General features: G+C 70.5%; 17 protein-coding genes. 9 read left to right on the forward strand and 8 right to left on the reverse strand.

Translation table 11 applies throughout. The annotated features are described in order from the left end of the window. Positions 1 to 47 precede the first annotated feature (47 nt). The 4 genes from ABD235_RS35640 to ABD235_RS35655 are packed head-to-tail and all read right to left on the reverse strand — an operon-like array spanning position 48 to position 3,138. Positions 48 to 1,145: an ABC transporter ATP-binding protein gene (locus ABD235_RS35640; protein WP_344182328.1), complete on the reverse strand. Its 1,098-nt coding sequence runs from the start codon at positions 1,143 to 1,145 to the stop codon at positions 48 to 50. Beyond that, positions 1,142 to 1,915 (reverse strand): molybdate ABC transporter permease subunit, encoded by a 774-nt coding sequence (gene modB, locus ABD235_RS35645; protein WP_344182330.1) that lies wholly within the window; start codon positions 1,913 to 1,915, stop codon positions 1,142 to 1,144. Before modB ends, ABD235_RS35640 begins: the two co-directional genes overlap by 4 nt. A 32-nt stretch (positions 1,916 to 1,947) precedes the next feature. Beyond that, the gene (gene modA / locus ABD235_RS35650; protein WP_344182332.1) at positions 1,948 to 2,733 is read right to left on the reverse strand and encodes a molybdate ABC transporter substrate-binding protein; all 786 of its coding nucleotides are present in this window, start codon (positions 2,731 to 2,733) and stop codon (positions 1,948 to 1,950) included. Beyond that, positions 2,734 to 3,138: a TOBE domain-containing protein gene (locus ABD235_RS35655; protein WP_344182334.1), complete on the reverse strand. Its 405-nt coding sequence runs from the start codon at positions 3,136 to 3,138 to the stop codon at positions 2,734 to 2,736. A 49-nt stretch (positions 3,139 to 3,187) separates the two neighbouring features. Between ABD235_RS35655 and ABD235_RS35660 the strand changes: the two genes are divergently transcribed. The 8 genes from ABD235_RS35660 to ABD235_RS35695 all read left to right on the forward strand — a co-directional run bounded on the left by ABD235_RS35660 (position 3,188) and on the right by ABD235_RS35695 (position 15,570). Continuing rightward, positions 3,188 to 5,155, forward strand: a complete 1,968-nt coding sequence (locus tag ABD235_RS35660) for an acyl-CoA dehydrogenase family protein (RefSeq protein ID WP_344182336.1) — start codon at positions 3,188 to 3,190, stop codon at positions 5,153 to 5,155. After that, on the forward strand, positions 5,148 to 5,759 hold the full coding sequence (locus ABD235_RS35665; protein WP_344182338.1) for a hypothetical protein: 612 nt from the start codon (positions 5,148 to 5,150) through the stop codon (positions 5,757 to 5,759). The genes ABD235_RS35660 and ABD235_RS35665 overlap by 8 nt, the downstream gene beginning before the upstream one ends. Before the next feature lie 552 nt (positions 5,760 to 6,311). After that, positions 6,312 to 7,265 carry a catalase family protein gene (locus ABD235_RS35670; protein WP_344182340.1) on the forward strand — a complete coding sequence of 318 codons (954 nt, stop codon included), beginning with the start codon at positions 6,312 to 6,314 and terminating at the stop codon, positions 7,263 to 7,265. Positions 7,266 to 7,506: 241 nt separating this feature from the next. Beyond that, positions 7,507 to 10,071 carry a class III lanthionine synthetase LanKC gene (gene lanKC, locus ABD235_RS35675; RefSeq protein ID WP_344182342.1) on the forward strand — a complete coding sequence of 855 codons (2,565 nt, stop codon included), beginning with the start codon at positions 7,507 to 7,509 and terminating at the stop codon, positions 10,069 to 10,071. Positions 10,072 to 10,076: 5 nt separating this feature from the next. Beyond that, a complete protein-coding gene (locus tag ABD235_RS35680) occupies positions 10,077 to 10,214 on the forward strand; it encodes a SapB/AmfS family lanthipeptide (protein ID WP_012924049.1) in 138 nt (45 codons plus the stop codon). Positions 10,215 to 10,298: 84 nt separating this feature from the next. Next, positions 10,299 to 12,227 carry a prolyl oligopeptidase family serine peptidase gene (locus ABD235_RS35685; RefSeq protein WP_344182344.1) on the forward strand — a complete coding sequence of 643 codons (1,929 nt, stop codon included), beginning with the start codon at positions 10,299 to 10,301 and terminating at the stop codon, positions 12,225 to 12,227. Beyond that, a complete protein-coding gene (locus tag ABD235_RS35690) occupies positions 12,224 to 13,879 on the forward strand; it encodes an ABC transporter ATP-binding protein (RefSeq protein ID WP_344182346.1) in 1,656 nt (551 codons plus the stop codon). Before ABD235_RS35685 ends, ABD235_RS35690 begins: the two co-directional genes overlap by 4 nt. Further along, on the forward strand, positions 13,876 to 15,570 hold the full coding sequence (locus ABD235_RS35695) for an ABC transporter ATP-binding protein (RefSeq protein WP_344182348.1): 1,695 nt from the start codon (positions 13,876 to 13,878) through the stop codon (positions 15,568 to 15,570). The genes ABD235_RS35690 and ABD235_RS35695 overlap by 4 nt, the downstream gene beginning before the upstream one ends. Here the strand turns inward: ABD235_RS35695 and ABD235_RS35700 are convergent. Further along, positions 15,549 to 16,148 carry a response regulator transcription factor gene (locus ABD235_RS35700; RefSeq protein WP_344182350.1) on the reverse strand — a complete coding sequence of 200 codons (600 nt, stop codon included), beginning with the start codon at positions 16,146 to 16,148 and terminating at the stop codon, positions 15,549 to 15,551. The genes ABD235_RS35695 and ABD235_RS35700 overlap by 22 nt on opposite strands. A 561-nt stretch (positions 16,149 to 16,709) precedes the next feature. Between ABD235_RS35700 and ABD235_RS35705 the strand changes: the two genes are divergently transcribed. Then, complete coding sequence (locus ABD235_RS35705) at positions 16,710 to 17,354, forward strand: transglycosylase family protein (RefSeq protein ID WP_344182352.1); 645 nt, start codon at positions 16,710 to 16,712, stop codon at positions 17,352 to 17,354. A 71-nt stretch (positions 17,355 to 17,425) separates the two neighbouring features. On the opposite strand, the gene ABD235_RS35710 is transcribed toward ABD235_RS35705, so the two are convergent. Genes ABD235_RS35710 through ABD235_RS35720 form a run of 3 tightly spaced genes read right to left on the reverse strand, consistent with a single transcriptional unit; the run spans position 17,426 to position 19,332 of the window. Then, positions 17,426 to 18,067 (reverse strand): class I SAM-dependent methyltransferase, encoded by a 642-nt coding sequence (locus ABD235_RS35710; RefSeq protein WP_344182354.1) that lies wholly within the window; start codon positions 18,065 to 18,067, stop codon positions 17,426 to 17,428. 10 nt (positions 18,068 to 18,077) lie between these two features. Beyond that, complete coding sequence (locus ABD235_RS35715) at positions 18,078 to 18,734, reverse strand: Pr6Pr family membrane protein (protein WP_344182356.1); 657 nt, start codon at positions 18,732 to 18,734, stop codon at positions 18,078 to 18,080. 40 nt (positions 18,735 to 18,774) lie between these two features. Then, entirely contained in the window at positions 18,775 to 19,332 is a 558-nt protein-coding gene (locus ABD235_RS35720; protein ID WP_344182358.1) for a 2TM domain-containing protein, read from the reverse strand. Between the last annotated feature and the right edge of the window lie 64 nt (positions 19,333 to 19,396).

Raw genomic sequence — 19,396 nt, forward strand, 5'->3', positions numbered from 1 at the left:
CCACATAGCGTGTTCAAGGTCCCCGTTTGGTGTTCAAGGTCCCGGAGTCAGCTCGGGTAGGTCTGCGTTTCGGTGGCCTTGAGGGTCGCCCAGAGCGGGCGGCCCGGGGTCAGGGAGAGTTCCGCGACGGCGGCTGGGGTGACGTCGGTGAGGAGATTGGTGGGGGCTGACGAGCCGTCGGCGGGGGCGAGGCGGACGCGGACGGTGTGGGCGTGCTGCTCGACGCTGGTGACGACCACCGGCCAGGTGTTGCGGGGGCTGCCGGTCGGGTGGTCGGGGTAGAGGCTGATCGCCGACGGCGGGAAGGCGACGTGGACCGGGCCGGTGGCCGGGGTGGCGATGGTGACCTTGCCGCCGTCGGTCAGCTGGACCGTGGTGCCGTCCGCGGTGCCTCGGTAGAGGTTGAGGCCGACCAACTGAGCCACGTAGTCGGTGCGAGGACGGTGGGCGACCTCGCTCGGGCTGCCCTGCTGGACGACCTCGCCGTTCTCGATGATGACGAGCCGGTCGGCGAGGACCATCGCGTCCAGCGGGTCGTGTGTGACCAGGAGGGTGCGGCCCTCGTAGCGGTCGAGGTGCTGGCCCAGTTCGGCGCGGATGTGGAGCGTGGTGCCCGCGTCCAGGGCGGACAACGGTTCGTCCAGGAGGAGCAACTCGGGCTGCGTGGCGAGGGCCCGGGCGAGAGCGACGCGTTGGGCCTGGCCGCCGGACAGCGATCGCGGGCGGGACTTGGCCTGGTCGGTCAGGCCGACGGTGTCGAGCCATTGGGCGGCTTCGGCGCGGGCCGTGCGCTTGTCGACGCCGCGGGCTCGCAGGCCGAAGGCGACGTTCTCCAGGGCGCTCAGGTGGTTGAAGAGCAGGTAGTCCTGGAACACAACGCCGATCGGGCGCTGGTCGGCGGACAGGAAGGTCCGCGGCGGCTCGTCCCACACCGTGCCGTCGAGGCTGATCCGCCCGCCGTCGACGGGCAGCAGGCCGGCGATCGCGCGCAGGGCCGTGGTCTTGCCGGCGCCGTTCGGGCCGAGGACGGCGACGACCTCGCCGGGCTCGACGGTCAGGTCCAGCGTCAGTTCGAAGCCGGGATCGGCGGCGACCTGGCGCGGGCGGCCGGTACGGCGTACGTGCAGGTCCGCGTGCAGCGTCATCGCAGACCACTGATCCAGCGCTCGCGCAGGCTCGCCAGGACGACGACCGACACGAGCAGCAGCACGATGCTCAGCACGACCGCGACGTCGGGGTCGGTCTCCAGCGCAAGGTAGACGGCCAGCGGCATCGTCGTCGTACGGCCCGGGAAGTTGCCCGCGAAGGTGATGGTGGCGCCGAACTCGCCGAGCGCGCGGGCCCAGCACAGGACGGCGCCGGCGACGATGCCCGGCGCGATGGACGGCAGCGTGACGCGGCGGAAGGTCAGCCAGCGTCCGGCCCCCAGGGTGGCGGCGGCCTCTTCGTAGCGCGGATCGGCCGCGCGGAGGGCGCCTTCGACGGAGATCACCAGGAACGGCATCGCGACGAACGCCTCGGCGACGATCACGCCGGCGGTGGTGAAGGGCAGGCTGAAGCCGAACCAGAGATCCAGCCGCTCACCGATCAGTCCACGGCGGCCGAGGACGAGCAGCAAGGCGACCCCGCCGACGACGGGCGGCAGGACCAGCGGAACCGTTACGAGGGCGCGCAGGAGTCCGCGGCCCGGCAGGTCGGCGCGGGCGAGGAGCCAGGCCAGCGGGATGCCGAGGACGAGGCAGATGACGGTGGCGACGCTCGCGCACAGCAAGGACAGCCGAAGAGCCTGGCCGACCTCGGCGCTGAACAGCCGGGACGGGAGCGTCGACCAGGGCGCCTCGGCGAGCAGGCCGATCAAAGGGACCAGCAGGAAGGCCAGCCCGAGAAGAGCAGGCAGCAGAAGGACGAGCGGCAAGCGGCCACCCGTCCTTCTCCTCCGGCGAGAACTCACGGAGCCTCGAAGCCCGCGGCGGTGAGGACCTTGCGGCCGTCGGCCGACAGCACGAAGTCGACGAACGCCTTGGCACCCTCGGCGTTCGGAGCCTTCGTCAGCGTGGCGATCGGGTACTCGTTGACCGCCTGCGCGGCCTCCGGGAACTCGATCCCCTCGACCTTGTCCTTCGCGGCGAGGACGTCGGTCTTGTAGACCAGCGCGGCGTCGACCTCGCCAAGGCTGACCTTGGTCAGGGCGGCCTTCACGTCCTGCTCCAGGCTGTCCGGCTCCGGCGTGAGCTTTGCCGCGGCGAACACCTTCTGCGCGGCCGCACCGCACGGCACCTGCTCGGCGCACAGCGCGATCTTCCGGTCCTTGTCGGTGAAGTCCTTCAGACCGGTGACCTTGCCCGGATTGCCCTTCGGTACGGCGATCTCCAGGACGTTCTTCGCGAAGGTCGTCGCGGTCCCCTTGTCGGACACCTGGTCCAGGTTCTTCGGGGCGGCCGACGCGAACACGTCGGCCGGCGCACCCTGGTTGATCTGCGTCGCCAGCGCCGAACTGCCGGCGAAGTTGAAGACCACCTTGACGCCGGGGTGCGCGGCCTCGAAGTCCTTGCCGAGCTGGGTGAAGCTGCCGGTCAGCGACGCGGCGGCGAAGACGTTCACGGTGCCGGACAGCGAGCCGCTTCCGGCCGGAGAGTCAGCTTGGGAGCCGCAGCCGGTGAGGGCGAGCGCCACGACCGCGGCCAGCCCGGCACCGACGGTACGGCGTACGGACGCCCTGCCACGACGCAGCATCTAGGACTCCGGGATCTCGACGACGACATGGGTGGACTTGATCGAGGCGACGGCGACCACGCCGGGCTCCAGGCCGAGCTCGTCGGCCGCCTCGCGGCTCATCAGCGAGACGACCCGGAACGGCCCGGCCTGCATCTCGACCTGGGCCATCACGCCGTCCTTCAGGACCCGGGTGACGATCCCGCGCATCCGGTTGCGCGCCGACGCGGCAGTGGTCGTCCCCGGCTCGGGCGACTCCGCGAGCTGCTGGGCGAACGCGGCCAGCTCGCGGCCGTCGACCGCCATCCGCCCACCCTGCTCGGTGACCGGCAACCGTTTCAGGTCGATCCAGCGCCGGACGGTGTCATCGCTGACTCCGAGTAGCGCGGCCGCCTCACTGATCCGCAAATTCGGCATGCACGCCATGTTAGTTCCGAAACTGCGGATCTTTCCGTGCGTTGAGTAGTTTTGGACCATGACCGAACTGCGGGAGTACCTGGACGGGCCGCACAAGGCCGCGCGCGACGTCGTACGGGACGGCCTGGCCTCCCACGCGTCCCTGCTGGACGCCGGACTGCGTCTCTCGAGGGACGAGTACCGCGACGAGGTGCTCAGGACGCTGAAGGAGATCGCCGCGCAGGGGCACCCGTCCCGTGGCTTCCCCAAGGAGTACGGCGGCCAGGGCGACCTCGGCGGGTTCATCGCCGGGTTCGAGACGCTCGCGTTCGGCGACCTGTCGCTGATGGTGAAGGCGGGCGTCCAGTTCGGCCTGTTCGCGGGCGCGATCCTGCACCTGGGCACCGAGCGGCACCACGACCGCTACCTGGCCGACGCGCTGACCGGCGACCTGCTCGGCTGCTTCGCGATGACCGAGACCGGCCACGGCTCGAACGTCCAGTCGCTGGAGACCACCGCGACGTACGACGAGACGACCGGCGAGTTCGTCGTGCACACCCCGACCGCGTCGGCGCGCAAGGACTACATCGGCAACGCGGCCCGGCACGGCCGGCTGGCGGCGGTGTTCGCCCAGCTCGTGGTCGGCGGCCAGACGCACGGCGTGCACTGCCTGCTCGTCCCGATCCGCTCGGACGCCGGCGAGCCGTTGCCCGGCGTGACGCTCAGCGACTGCGGACCGAAGCTCGGCCTGAACGGCGTCGACAACGGGCGGATCGTCTTCGACCAGGTTCGCGTGCCGCGCGAGGCGCTGCTGGACCGGTACGCGCAGGTGGATGCCGACGGCACCTACCGCAGCGAGATCGAGAACCCGGACCGGCGCTTCTTCACGATGCTCGGCACGCTGGTCCAGGGCCGGGTCTCGGTCGGCGGCGCCGCGATCAACGCGAGCAAGGTCGCGATGACGATCGCGATCCGGTACGCCGCCCAGCGCCGCCAGTTCGGTGCGCCGGGAAGTCCGGAGGAGGCGCTGCTGCTCGACTACCGGATGCACCAGCGCCGGCTGCTGCCGCTGCTGGCCCGGACCTACGCGCTGCACTTCGCGCAGGCCGAGCTCGTCGACAACTTCGCCCGGATCTTCGGCGCCGACGACGGCGCGCCCCGGGACGACAGCGACGGACGCGGTGGCGGCACCGGCGGCACCGAGCACGACCGGCGGGCCCTGGAGGCCCAGGCGGCCGGCACGAAAGCACTCGGGACCTGGCACGCGACCGAGGCGATCCAGATGTGCCGCGAGGCGTGCGGCGGCGCGGGCTACCTGGCCGAGAACCGGCTGTCGGCGCTGAAGGCCGACACCGACGTGTTCACCACCTTCGAGGGCGACAACACCGTCCTGCTGCAACTGGTCGCGAAGGGCCTGCTGACCGACTACCGGCGCTCGTTCGGCGAGCTCGACCCGCTGGGGACGGCGCGGTTCGTCGCCGCCCAGGCCGTCGAGATCGCGGTCGAGAAGACCGCGCTGCGCGGACTGGTCGAGCGACTGCGCGACGTCGTACCGAACCGGTCCGACTCCGCCGACCCGGACGCCGGGCTGCGGGACGACGACTACCACGCAGGACTGCTGCGGTTCCGCGAGCAGCACATGCTGGCCGGGGTCGCACGCCGGCTGAAGGCGGGCATCGACGCCGGGGACGAGGCGTTCGAGGTGTTCAACCGGTGCCAGGACCACGTGATCGCGGCCGGGCGGGCGCACGTCGAGAGGGTCGTGCTGGAGGCGTTCCAGCACGCCGTCCAGGCGGCGCCGGAGGGTGAGACGCGGGACCGGCTGAAGGAGCTGTACGACCTGCACGCGCTCGCGACGATCGAGAACGACCGGGCCTGGTTCCTGGAGCACGGGCGGCTGTCCGGCCCGCGCTCGAAGGCGATCACGGCGCTGGTGAACGAGTTGTGCGGGCGGATCCGGGGGTACGCGACCGACCTCGTGGACGCGTTCGGCGTACCGGGCGCGGCGGTCGACGTACCGATGGTTGTACGGTCGCAGCATGAGTGAGCCGCTTGAGCCCGCCTCGGCCGCCGAGGCCGCCCGCGAACTTGCCAAGGTGCTGCTGGCCCAGGCCGACGCCCTCGACCTGCACGACCTGCGGGCCACCACGGCGATCGAGAACGTCCGGGTGCAGTCCCGGGTGCTCGCCGACGCCGTGCACGAACGCGGCTGGGGTGACATCTTCCTGGGGATCGACTCCTACGACCCCGACGAGCTGGACGACGTCCCGCTCGGGCCGGACGACTTCGACGACCCCGCGGACTACCGCGAGCTGGTCGAGGGGGTCGCGGAGATGGACGAGCCGATGGTCCCGGAGAACGGGCTGCGGCTCAGCTACCAGGCCCGCTACGACTTCGTGGTGACCGATCCGGAGGCGTTCGTCGCCTACGTGCGCAGCCGCGCCGACGAGGCCCAGAACGACGACGTGATCGACGACATCGAGGACGCCCGGTCGGCGTTCGAGCTGCTCGGCTACCTGGACGGCCTCGGCTCCAAGGACTACGACACGGTCGGACTGAGCCCGGCCGGCGGCGAGGAGTCGCACAAGGTCGTCGAGTTCTCGCTGTGGGACATGGACCCCACGCGGCGCGACGACACCTACCCGTACTGAGCCGGTCCTGAGCCGGATCGCCTTCCTGCACGGCGATCCGGGCCGGACCGGTAATCAAGCACGCAAGCTTTTTACTTGTTGCGGCAGGCAACATCGGTACACTCGGTGACGAGTTGTATACATTCCGTCGCCTTCTGAAAAGCCAATGCAAATGTTTGATGCCGAGGATGGCCCCGCTCCGGGCTCGCGTGACAACGTTCAGTTGTCGGCGACGGACGGGTCGCCGGCACAGGCTCTTGGTGGAACCGCCGAACTCCCGTCCGCGACCGGACTGTACCTCCCCTGCCGGCCGCGGAAACGAGTTCAGGACCACCTTCCTTCGGGCCGAACGCCCTCTCGGGGCAGAGCAAGACGCCGGTCGTGCCACACAGGGCGCCGGTCGCCAGTGAGGTGGTGACCGACGCCCGGCACGGCCGGCGTTTTCTTGTCCCGGTGGTACCGGTGCGACTGGGGACCGGTACCACCGGGCCGAGCTCCCGGCTTGTTGCCTGACGCAACGGTGCGGACGACGGATACTGGGACGGACCGGGTCGTCGTCGGAGGGGGAACGTCGTGAGCGTGCCGAGTACCGGCTGGCGGGAGGTCGTCGGGGTCGACGAGGAGGAGCGCCACCGGCGGCAGGCGGAGCTGTTCGTCGCGCTGCAGGCCCGGAAGTCGGCCAGGTACGGGGACGGCCGGGCGTTGCACCGCAAGCAGGTGGCGGCACTGCGGGCGACGTTGACGGTTCCGGGAGACCTGCCGGAGTACGCGCGCCAGGGATTGTTCCGGGTGCCGGAGAAGTACGACGTGTGGGTGCGGCTGTCGAACGGCGGGTTCAACCGCGCGGCGGACGTCGTACCGGACATTCGCGGGTTCTCGCTGAAGGTGCTGGGCGTGAGTGGACCGTCAGCGCTCGGCGGGGAGGCGGTGAGCCAGGACTTCGCGCTGATCAACCACGAGCGGTTCAGCTCGGCGACCAGCGAGGAGTTCAGCACGATCGTCGCCACCGCCAGTCAGACCAAGGGGCAGCTGCTCGGCTCGCTGATCAGGAAGCCGTCGCTGCTCCCGCGGCTCAAGGCGGTCGCGACCGCACTCAAGGAGCCGTTCTCGGGCTTCGCGACGCAGGACTTCTTCAGCGCCGCCCCGATCGCCTTCGGCCCGTACGCCGTCCGCGTACGGCTCCGCGCTCTGGCCGGCTACCCCAACCCGGGCGCCGACGACTGGGCCGCGGACGTCTACGACCGGCTGGCGAGCGACCCGCTCGACTACGACGTCCAGGTGCAGTTCTTCGTCGACGAGCAGCGCACCCCGATCGAGGACGCCTCGGTCACCTGGGACGCGCCGTACGAGACCGTCGGCCGGCTGACGATCGGGCGGCACAAGCCGGACCAGGCGTTCGCCGAGGAGGTCGAGGCGGCGGTCTTCGACCCGTGGAACGCGAAGGCCGAGCACCGCCCGCTGGGTGAGGTGATGCGGGCGCGGAAGGTCGCGTACTTCGCCAGCCAGCAACACCGCAATGCGACCTAGACAGGTCTCACGATCAAATCCACGTGAAGTTACGCCCTGTTACCTGGTTGCCACGTATCGACATGATGTAACAGCGCTTTCCCCGCTCAAAGTGACGTCGGGATCACGAAGAGTGTTTACTTACTCACTCGTAGCACATGAGTTCTTCACAGTCGACTGATGACGTCATGCACTACGCCGACCCCTCTCCGGCCGCCCAAGATTCTCCGGGGCAACCACGAGAGAGGGGGATCGAATCGCCATGGAAAGTTACGAGCTGTACTGCTTGGCCGACCGGCGTTTCTACGACTCTCCCTCCACCGTCGAAGGTCAGCCCGACTTCGCGCTCGCCTCCCGGGACGTCCCGGCCGGCTGGGAGCACGTCGTCGGCGAGATGTGGATGCACTACGCGCCGAGCGGCCTGGAGCTGCCGGCCCAGGGCTGGAAGATCCACGTCTCGGCCGGCCTCGCCGACGCCGAGCGGACGCTCGCGATCGTCTGGGACTACTGCGTCCCGCGCGGCATCGCGTTCAAGTTCCTGCGCAACGAGCCGGTCCTGGTGATGGTCAACTCGAAGTCCGCCCCGCGCGGTTCGAGCGGCAAGCTGGTCACCGTCTACCCGACCGACGAGGCGCAGCTCGAGCTGGTGCTCAAGGAGCTCGACGACCTGCTCGACGGCGTCCAGGGCCCGTACATCCTGAGCGACCTCCGGTACGCCGAGGGCCCGCTGTTCGTCCGGTACGGCGCCTTCGTCAGCCGCTACACCCTCGACCCGGCCGGTGAACGCGTCCTGGCGCTCGAGGACGACCGCGGCCGGCTCGTCCCGGACCACCGCAGCCCGACCTTCAGCACCCCGCCGTGGATCACGCTGCCGTCGTTCCTGCAGACCCATCTCGACGCCCGCAACGCGGTCACCACCAACGACCTCGCGTACACGATCGACGGCGTCATCCAGTTCTCCAACGGTGGCGGCGTCTACCTCGGCCACCACACCGAGACCCAGGCCCAGGTCGTGCTCAAGGAAGGCCGGCCGTACGCCGGGCTGGACATGTCCGGCCGCGACGCGGTCGCCCGGATCGGTCACGAGCGCGACATCCTGCAGCGCCTCGAAGGCCTCGACGTCGTCCCCCGGGTGCACGACTACTTCACCCTCGGCGACCACCACTTCCTGGTCCAGGAGTTCGTCGACGCGAACCCGCTCCAGCGCGAACTGGTCCGTCGCTACCCACTGACCCGCCCGGACGCTTCCGAGGCCGAGCTCACCGAGTACGCCGCGTGGGCGACCAAGATGGTCGACGACGTCCAGCGCGCGGTCGGCGAGCTGCACGGCCGCGGCGTCGTCTTCTGCGACCTGCACCCGGACAACGTGCTGCTGAGCACCGGCGACCGTCTCGTCCTGATCGACTTCGAGGTCGCGACGCTGGCCGAGGACCAGGCCCGGTCCGCCCTCGCGCACCCGGGCTACGCGGCGCCTGGCGACCGGCAGGGTCCGGACGTCGACCTGTACGCGTTGGCCTGCATCGCGCTCGGCCTGTTCGCGCCGCAGGCAACGATGTTGCTGCATCTCCATCCTGGCAAGGCTTTCCAGCTCGCCGACCTGATCGCCGAGACCTTCCCGGTGCCCAGGGCAACGCTCGACAGCGCCGTGCGGACCATCGTCGGGCCCGACCTCATCGAGGACCCGGAGATGGCCGCGCTGCCGCTGCCCGGCCGCGCGCCCTGGACCGACGTCCGGGACTCGATCGCGAAGGCGATCGTGGCCGGCGCGACGCCGGAGCGGGACGACCGGCTGTTCCCCGGCGACATCGCGCAGTTCCGCCCCGGCGGCGGGATCAACCTCGCGACCGGCGCGGCCGGCGTGCTCTACGCGCTGGCGAAGACCGGCGCGGGCCGCTTCCCGTCGTACGAGGACTGGCTGCGCGAGCACGCGAGGACCACCGAGATCGGCCCCGGCCTGTACGACGGACTGCACGGTGTCGCGCACGTCCTCGACGAGCTCGGGCACCACCAGGACGCGCTCGACGCGATCGAGCTGACGCTGGCCGACGACTTCGGCAGCCGCGACCTGGGCCTCCATTCCGGCCTGGCCGGCATCGGGCTCAACCTGATGCACTTCGCCGCGGAAGAGCCCGGTCTGAACAGCGCGGCGACACGCGTGCTCGACCTGGTCGCGGATCGGCTCGGCGACGTCAACGACGTACCGGAGCTGAGTGGTGAAGGGAAGCCGCGGGCCGGGCTGATGTACGGCTCGTCCGGTCCGGCGCTGCTCTTCGTCACGGCGTACGAGCGGACCGGCGACACCGGGCTGCTCGACTTCGCCGAGACCGCCCTCCGGCAGGACCTGCGCCGCTGCATCCGTACGCCGGAAGGCATGCTCCAGGTCAACCAGGGCTGGCGCTCGCTGCCCTACCTGGAGGAAGGGTCGGCCGGGATCGCGATGGTCCTCAGCCGCTACCTGCAGCACCGACCGGACGAGGAGCTGGCCGCCGAACTGGCTGCCCTCCGCCTGGTCACCCGCTGCTCCTACTACGTGCAGCCCGGCCTGTTCATGGGTCGCGCCGGACTGCTGCTGGCCGCCGCCGAGCTGGGCGACAGCACCGACGACCTGGTCCGCGGACTCGGCTGGCACGCGCTGCCGTACGAGGGTGGACTGATCTTCCCTGGCAACCAGTTGCTCCGTCTCTCGACGGACCTGGCCACCGGATCCGCCGGCGTCCTGCTGGCCCTGGGAACCGCGCTGCACGAGCGGCCGGTCTCCCTCCCGTTCCTCGGACCTCCCCAGTGGTCCGAGTCTCTGTCCCGACGACTTCCTCCGAAGGAGGTGTAAAACACATGGCACTTCTCGACCTTCAGGGTCTGGAAACCCCGGGCTACGGCCACGGCGGGCACCACCACGGCGGCTCCACGCTGACCGTGCTGGGCTGCGGTTCCCAGCGTCCGAGCAACCTGAGCCTTCTGCTCTGCCACTGATCGGACCCTGCTTCAAGGCTTCCGAAGGCCCGGGGTGGGCGGCAACTCCCACCCCGGGCCGACCTTCGTTCTGTGGAGGCGACCATGGACCATCCGTACGCCGAACGGCTCGCGCTCGTCGAGCAGCTGCACGGGCAGAGCGTCGCCGACCCGTACCGCTGGCTCGAGGACGCGTCGAGCGAGCAGACCCGCCGGTGGCAGGCCGCGCAGGACGAGCTGTGGCTCACGTACGCCGGTTCGCTGTCCACCCGCTACGCGTTCCGCAGCCGCGTGAAGTCCTTGTCCGCGGTCGGTTCCGTCTCCACTCCGGTCTGGCGTGGCGACCGTTGTTTCGTCGTACGCCGTGAGCCGCACCAGGACCATCCCGTACTGAGCGTCGACGGCGTCGAGCTGCTGGACCCCGCGAAGCTCGACCCGAGCGGACTGACCACCCTGGACTCCTGGCAGCCCTCGCCGGACGGGTCGCTGGTCGCCTTCCAGGTCTCGCGCGGCGGCTCCGAGCAGTCCGTTCTGCACGTCCTCGACGTGGCGACCGGCGCACTGGCCGAGGAGCCGATCGACGGTTGCCGCTACTCCCCTGTCGCTTGGCTTCCGGACGGGAAGTCCTTCTACTACGTACGATTCCGCCAGGTCCTGCTCCACACGGTCGGCGGATCGGACCAGCGCGTGCTCGCCGACGAGGCGTCGTACGGGCTGGACCTGAGCGCCGACGGACGCTGGCTGACGATCTCCGCGTCCCGCGGGACCACCAACGATCTCTGGCTCGCGGACCTTCGTGCGGAAGGCGTCCCGCAGCCGGTGCCGGTTGCCGGTGACGCGGTCACGCTGATGTCGGTCGGCCACGACGGGCGCCTGTACGTCGTCACGACGCAGGACGCGCCGACCGGCCGGATCTGCGTCGGCGACCCGGAGAACCCGCTGGTCTGGCACGACTACGTCCCCGCCGATCCGGACGCCCCGCTGAGCAGCCTGGCCGTGCTCGACAAGGTCGTCCTCGTCGGCCGGACCCGCGGCACCATCGGCGAGATCGCCATCCACGACCTGGTCACCGGCCGCCACCTCGGCGACGTCCCGCTGCCCGGGCGCGGCTCGGTCGGCTCGCTGACCACCCGCCCGCTCGGCGGTCACGAGGCCTGGTTCTCCTACACCGACAGCGTCACGCCCGCGGCGATCTACTTGTACGACGCCCTGACCGGCGAGACCACGCTCTGGTCCCCTGCCCCCGGCGCAGCGCCCACCGTCGAGGCGACCGCGACGCCCGTCCCGTTCCAGTCCGCCGACGGCACCGCGCTCGAGTTGCTCGTCATCGCGGGTCCGGGCTCCGGTCCACGGCCCACGATCCTCTACGGGTACGGCGGCTTCGGGCAGTCGCTCACCCCGACGTACTCCGCCTTCGCCCTGGCCTGGGTCGAGGCCGGCGGCGTGTTCGTCACCGCGACCCTGCGCGGTGGCGGCGAACGCGGCCACGACTGGCACCGGGCCGGCATCCTCGATCAGAAGCAGAACGTCATCGACGACTTCCTCGCGGCGGCCGAGCACCTGATCAGCGAAGGCTGGACGACTCCCTCCCAGCTGGCCGCTTGCGGCGAGTCGAACGGCGGCCTCCTGGTCGGCGCCGCCATCACTCAGCGCCCGGACCTCTTCGGCGCGGCTGTCTGCTCGGCCCCGCTGCTCGACATGGTCCGCTACGAACTCACCGGCCTCGGCGCTCGATGGGTGCCGGAGTTCGGCTCGGCCTCGGATCCCGTGCAGCTGAAGACGTTGCTGAGCTATTCGCCGTACCACCAGGTCTCGGCCCGCGACTATCCGGCGGTCCTCTTCACCACCTTCGCCAACGACACCCGCGTCGATCCCTTGCACGCACGGAAGATGTGCGCCGCCCTGCAGCACGTGTCCAGCCATCCGGTCCTGCTCAGGACCGAGGCCGACTCCGGCCATGCCGCGGGTGGGGCGAGCCAGGGGATCGCTCTCGCCGCGGACATGCTCGCCTTCCTCGATCGGCAGCTGCAATGAGCCTGGCGTTCGGCGACGTCGTACGGCACGGCGGCAAGTGGCTGCCGATCATCGCGCTCACCTCCCTGGGCGGCAGCTGCGTCGCGCTCGCTCTCCCGTCGGTTCTCGGCCAGTCTGTCGACGCCATCGTCGCCGGCCACGGCTACGAACGCTGGTTCACCGTCGCCGCCGTACTGGTTGCCACAGGCATCGTTTGCTCCCTGGTCGACGTCTTCGCCGGAACGGCTTCCGTCGCCGGCACGACGGCCTGGCTGCGCCACGGCCTGGTCCAGCACGTCGTCCGCGGCGGCCCCGAGGGCACCCGCAACCACGAGACCGGCGACCTCGTCAGCCGAGTCTCCGGCAACGCCGTCGACGCCGCGCAGGCCGGTCCGGCGCTGGTCAGCGCGTTCGCCGCGATCATCCCGCCGGCCGGCAGCCTGGTGCTGCTCGCTCTGATCGACCCCTGGCTCGCCGCGGCGTTCTTCGGCGGCGTCGTACTGGTCATCGGCGTACTCCTGGTCTTCGCCCGCCGTACGGCGCAGATCAGCCTCGCCTACTCCGAAACCCAAGGGCAGTTGGCCGGACGGCTCACCGAAGCCCTCACCGGCATCCGCACGATCCTCGCCGCCGGCACGACAGCGCGCGAGGAGCGCCGCATCCTCACCCTGCTCCCGGAGCTCCATCGGCACGGCCTGCTCACCTGGAAGGTCCTCGCCCGCTCCGGCGCCCAGGCCGCGATCGTCGGCCCACTCGTCCTTGTCGCCGTTCTGTCCGTCGGCGGTCTGCAACTCGCCGCGGGCCGCATCACCGCCGGCGAGCTCTTCGCCGCCGGCCAGTACGCCGTACTGGGTGCCGGACTCGGCAGCCTCACCGGCGTCATCGGCGAGATCGCCCGCGCCAAAGCCGGTGTCCGCCGCGCGAGCGAGATCTTCGCGATCGAGTCCATGCCGCACGGCACGCTTCCGCTCCCCGCGGGGCCGGGCAACCTGCGCTTCGAAGCCGTCACGGTCGTCGCAGGCGACACCACCCTCCTGTACGACGTCAATCTCGACCTCCCCGGCGGCGCAACCGTCGCGGTGGTCGGCCCGAGCGGCGCCGGGAAGTCCGTGCTCGCCGCCGTCGCCGCGCGGCTGCGCGATCCGTCGTACGGGCAGGTGCTGCTCGACGGCGTACCGCTGCAGGCCGTTCACCGCCGCTCGCTGCGCACGGCGGTCGGCTGCGCCTTCGAGCGCCCGACGCTGGTCGGTACGACGATCGGCGACGCGATCTCGCCGAACCCGCTCAGCACCGTCCGCACGCTGGCCGCGGCCCGCGCGACCCGCGCCCACGACTTCATCAGCCGCCTCCCCCGCGGCTACCGCACTCCGTTGCCTGAAGCCCCTATGTCGGGCGGCGAGCGCCAGCGCCTCGGCCTGGCCCGCGCGTGGTCGGCCAGCCGGCTGCTGGTCCTCGATGACGCCACGTCGAGCCTCGACACCGCGACCGAGATGCAGATCAGCCGCACGCTCACCGAGGACAAGCACCGCCGGACCCGCCTGATCGTCACGCATCGCCCGGCCACCGCGGCCCGCGCCGACCTGGTCGTCTGGCTCGACCACGGCACCGTCCGCGCCACCGCCCGGCACCGCGACCTGTGGCACCTCTCGGAGTACCGCGAGGTCTTCGGATGAAACGCGAACTGTCCTACGGAATCGCCGCGCTCAAGAACCGTTCGGCGCTGAAACTGGCACTCTGGTCGGTCCCGGAGATCCTCCCGACCGCCGTCTACGGCGTCGCCGTCGCCAAAGCCACCGACAGCTTCCTGGCCGGCCACGCCTGGCAGGGCATCGCCTGGCTGGTGGGACTCGTGGCCACCGCCTGCCTCGGCGCCGCCGGATCCCACCAGGTCTACGGCCGCCTCGGCGAACTCGTCGAACCCCTGCGCGACGATCTCGTACGACGAGTCGTCGGCAGCGCTCTCCACACCGGCGACACCGCCGCCGTCGCGCGCCTCAACCGCCAGGTCGAGATCGTCCGCGACACGTTCGCTGGCCTCGTCCTGGTCGTCCGCAGCTTCGCCGTCACGCTCGTCGGCGTCCTGGCCGGTCTGCTCTCCCTCGCTCCGGCGATCGCCGGCTTCGTCGTACCGCCTTTCCTGCTGGGCTTCCTGGCCTCCCTGGCCGTCCTCGGCCTGGCCGCCGACCGGGTGCGCGCGTCCCTCCAGGCCGACGAAGACCTGGCCGCGGCGGCCGGCATGACCTTCAGCGGGGTCCGCGACATCACCTCGACCGGCTCGGAAGAGTTCGCCGAGCACCTGACCGGCCGCCCCATCGAGGCCCAGGCCAACGCCGAACGAGCCCTGGCCCGGGTTGCCGCCCTCCGCACGCTCTGCTTCGCCGTCGGCGGCTGGGCCCCGCTCCTGATCCTCCTGGCCGCCGGCCCCTGGCTGGTCGGCCGCGGGATCTCCACCGGCACGCTGCTCGGCGGTCTCACCTACGTCCTGGTCGGCCTGCAACCCGCCCTGAGCACCGTGATGGGTGCCCTCGGCGACAGCGGCCTCCGGTACGTCGTCACGCTCGGCCGCATCCTTTCGGTGCAGGCACCCGCGGCAACCCGGCGTACGGCAACACCGCTCACCTGCGAGGTGCACACCAGCGGCCTGACCTTCGCCTACGGGCCGGCTGCCGAGCCGGTCATCGAGGACCTCGACCTGGTCGTTGCCGAGGGCGAACACCTCGCGGTCGTCGGCCCGAGCGGCATCGGCAAGTCGACGCTGGCCGGACTGATCTGCGGGATGCTGCAACCGACGGAAGGCCAGGTGCTGCTCGGCGGCGTACCGGCTCATACGGTGTCGGCCGACACCCGGGTGCTGATCCCGCAGGAGGCGTACGTCTTCAGCGCAACCGTCATGGAGAACCTCAACTACCTGCTGCCCGACGCGACGTCGTCGGAGGTCCAGCAGGCGATCGACGCCGTCGGTGCGGGCGCGCTGGTCGACCGCATCGGCGGTCTGCAGGCCGAGGTCAGGCCCAACGAGCTCTCAGCCGGCGAGCGTCAGTTGATCGCCCTCACCCGCGCCTACTTGTCGCCCGCCGCCCTCGTCGTACTGGACGAAGCGACCTGTTTCCTCGATCCCGAGGCGGAGCGTCGCGCCGAGGAGGCGTTCGCGACCCGCGGCGGCACGCTGATCGTGATCGCTCACCGGATCACCTCCGCGCTGCGGGCCCAGAAGATCCTGGTGATGGACGGCAACCGCGCCGCGCTGGGCACGCACACCAGCCTGCTCACCACCTCGCCGCTCTACCAGGAACTCCAGGGTCACTGGCACCCCGCGGAGACCGTCCCGGCACCGCCGAGGTTTCAGATCCAGCCCGCGTCCTGAGCCTTGTTGATGGCCTCGATCCGGCTCCGGGCGCCGGTCTTGGCGAGGATCCGGGACAGGTAGTTCCGGACCGTGCCCGCGCTCAGGCTCAGCGTCCGCGCGACCTCCTGCGCCGTCGCGCCCGTCGTCACCTGCCGCAGCACCTCGCACTCACGATCGGTGAGCGGGTTGTCCCCGGCGCGCAGCGCCGCGACGGCCAGCCGGACGTCGACCACCGGCAGCCCCTTCGCCACGTCGCGGACGGCCTCGACGAACTGCTCGGTCGTCGCGTCGGTCGCGATCAGCCCGATCCGCGGGGCCTGCTTGACCAGGCCCATGCTGGTCGCGGCGATCGCCTCGTGGTCGACCAGCACCAGCACTCCACGCCCGGTGAGCTTGCGGCACAGGTCCTCGATCCCGACCTTGCCGGGCAGTTGTGGATCCAGCACCACGACGTGGGGACGCAGCCGGACCGCGCCCAGGACGTCGTCGGACCGGTCGAGCTCGGCCAGCACGTCGAAGTCGGACTCCCTGGACAGCACCGCGGCCAGTGCTCCACGCACCAACGTGCCGCGGTGGCCGAGTACCACTCGGATCACCGCACGCCCCCATCAATCGTTTGCCTCAGCTCCGAGCCCTCCCGGCCCGTGACTCGAACAACGAGCGAGTCGCGGCGATGACACGCACAGATCTTCACTTTCGGTCCCGCGCGGCGCTCCGGAACCACGCTGCGGAACGTCGGCGAGCACCCCGGAAACCGTTCTGTTGTTGGACTTTCGGTACCTCAGGAGCAGAAAAAATCGGGGCAGATTCCCGGACAGCCCTTGCGTTCGGCGCCGCGGTCACGCACGATGGCTCGGTCGCGTCGTTATCTCGACGTGACCATTCGGACGCTGTCCCGTGACCGAACGGGGTCGTCCGGGTGCTTGTCCCCTGCACCCCCGGAAGGGAGTGGTACCTCACCAGACTGTGGAGCCCGGTACGGCGCCGGCAGTGACCGGCGGCCGACGATCCGAGCCTCACGCACGGGTGACGACCACCATCGTCTCGCCGGCTGCCCCGCACTTGCGGCCCGCGAGATTCTCGGGGAAGTGCGCACGCGGCTGAATCGGCCGGGCTGGAGTAGTTCACCATGCCCAGCTCATGAGGAGCAGATTCTGATGTCCAAAGCTCGACATGCCCGACCCCGGCGAAGTACCCGCCGGATCGCCCGCACGCTGTCCGTCGCCGGTCTCGGCGTCGGTATCACCGCGGCCGGCGCCGGTGCCGCCTTCGCGGCCGACTACAAGGTGAAGGCCGGGGACACCCTCTCCGAGATCGCGCAGGCCAACGGCGCCGACTGGCACCAGCTGGCCAAGCTGAACAATCTCGACAACCCGGACCTGATCCTGATCGGCCAGACCCTCAAGCTCGACGGCGCGCCCAAGGCCACCGTCAGCGAGCGCCGGTCCAAGGCCAAGCCCTCGACCGAACGGTCGGAGCGGAGGAAGCCCGCCGCCAAGTCCGAGCGCAAGACCCGGACCACGCGGTCGGAGACCCGCAAGTCGAGCGGATCGACGAGTGTGTCGATGAGCGCGGCCTGGCGCAAGGTCGCGCAGTGCGAGTCGGGCGGCAACCCGCGGGCGGTGAACCCGTCGGGCAAGTACCACGGTCTGTTCCAGTTCGACCGCCAGACCTGGCGCAGCGTCGGTGGTTCCGGCGTCGCCTCCCAGGCCTCGGCCGCCGAGCAGCTGATGCGCGCCAAGAAGCTGTACGCCCAGCGGGGCGCGTCGCCGTGGCCGGTCTGCGGCCGCTTCCTGCGCTGACCCCCTCGGTCCTCAGGCTGTACGACGAACGGTGGTGCCGATCGCGGATCGGCACCACCGTTTCTCGTGGTTCAGCGGGAGAGCACGAGCATCTCGTCGGCGCCGACCTGGAACTCGTACGGCACCTTCCGGATCTCGGCCCGGACGCCGTCCAGCTCCTCCAGCAGCTCGGGCAGGTACTCCACCGGCTCGCCCGCCCCCTGCTTCACCAGCGGAAAGATCCGCACCTCCGACCGGGAGACCCGGATCAGCTCGTTCAGCGCCGCGAGGTGCCACGCGCGGTCGTACTTCTCGGCCCACGTGAACAGCAGGTGCGAGCTCAGCACGAGCTCGAACCGCTGGTCCGGGAACGGCAGCTCGGGCAGGCTGCCCGGCACGTACCGGTCGGGTGCCTCGGAGACGTCGGTCAGGAACCGGTCGGCCGCGTCGATCCGCAGCTCGTCGCGGCGCTCGGGCGACCCGTACCAGTGCCAGACGAAGCTCGCCGCGTGATGGTCGACGATCCCGGACCCGGCCGGCAGGCTGCGCCGTACGGTGTCCACCAGCTCGGACGCCGGCAGCTCGTACGCCGGGTCGACCGCGACGGCGTCGACGCCCCGGGCGGCCGCTTCGGCGGTGAACCCGGCACCGCCGGCGCAGCAGTCGAGCACGGACTCGGGGAGTTCGGTCAGATCGAACATCGCCTCGTACTCGGCGTACGAGCGTGATGTCACCAGCACGGGTCTACCTCTCGACGGCGGTCCTGTTCAGCCGGCGGTCGAGCAGCATCGCCCCGAACGCCAGAGCCAGGAACAGTAGCGCGACCAGCAGACAGTTCAGCAACACCTTTGCGTAGCCGAGATCGTCGGCGTCGACGAACGGGTACGGCCAGAAACCGACCGCCGCGCCGCGGATCAGCGTGAACACCAGCCAGGCCAGCGGGAACGCGATCGACCAGGCGACCACCCGCCGGTCGGTCCGCCCGCGCGGCCCGAACACGAGCCAGCCGAGCACGCCGAGGATCGGCGTCACGGTGTGCAGCAGGAGGTTGGTGACAGCTGCCCAGCCGGTCAGTTCGTCCAGCCCGGCCAGGGCGATGTGGTAGACGATGCCCGTCACCGCGATGCAGAGCAGGCCGTTCAGCCGCAGCGTCCGGAACAGCAGCGAGTCGCGGTCCGGCGTGAGGGCCAGCAGCAGCGTCGTACCGCCGAGCAGGAGGTTGGACTGGATGGTGAAGTAGGCGAAGACGTTGAAGACCCGGTCCGGGTTGTCCGGGAAGAACCCTTCGGTGCCGTTCGCCGTCACCAGCAACTGGATCACGATCCCGGCGAGCACCACGAACGCCGTGACCGCATGGAAGATTCTCGAGGTGGAGGTCCGCCCCGCACCGGACGTCGTCATGACCGAAATGTACGGTGCCGGCGGCGTTCTCGGGGGGATGTCAGGCGTTGATCCTGCGCCGCGGTTCGGTCTCGGCGTCTGCTGTCACCCCGCCGGAGTAGCTGAACGACACGATCCCGTCGATCACCAGCACGATCGTCCAGGCCCACGCCGGGCCGAGCAGCGCGTCGTACCCGCGCCCGGACAGCAGGCCGAGGCCGAGCATCACGCCGCTGCCCACGACGTACGCGACGACGTGCCGGTACCAGCCCTGACGCTCGAAGCGCGCCTTCTCGCGGGTGCCCTTCTTCGGCTTGTCCGGCCGGGGTCCACCGGCCAGCTTGTACGCCGCCCAGCCGTCGGCCCACTGGAGCGTGCGATGCCCGAACCCGACACTGGCGCCGATGAAGATCGCGGCCAGCGAGTGCTTGAACGACGGCTCCCCGCCGGACCGGATGTCGATCACGCTCGCGCCCAGCATCACGACGTCGACCAGCGGCACGGCGACGAGGAAGGCCATGCCCAGCTTGGGCAGACGCAGCAGGTAGCGCGTCCCGAGGCCGGCCGCGAGCAGGACCCAGAAGCCGATCTCACAGGCGGCGATCACAGCGAGCAGCACGATCTTCCCCTCCGTTATTTGGCACGGCTGTATTTTTACCTGGCTCGACCATAACACAGGTGTG

This window comes from Kribbella lupini (assembly GCF_039529595.1).
Taxonomy (GTDB): domain Bacteria; phylum Actinomycetota; class Actinomycetes; order Propionibacteriales; family Kribbellaceae; genus Kribbella; species Kribbella lupini.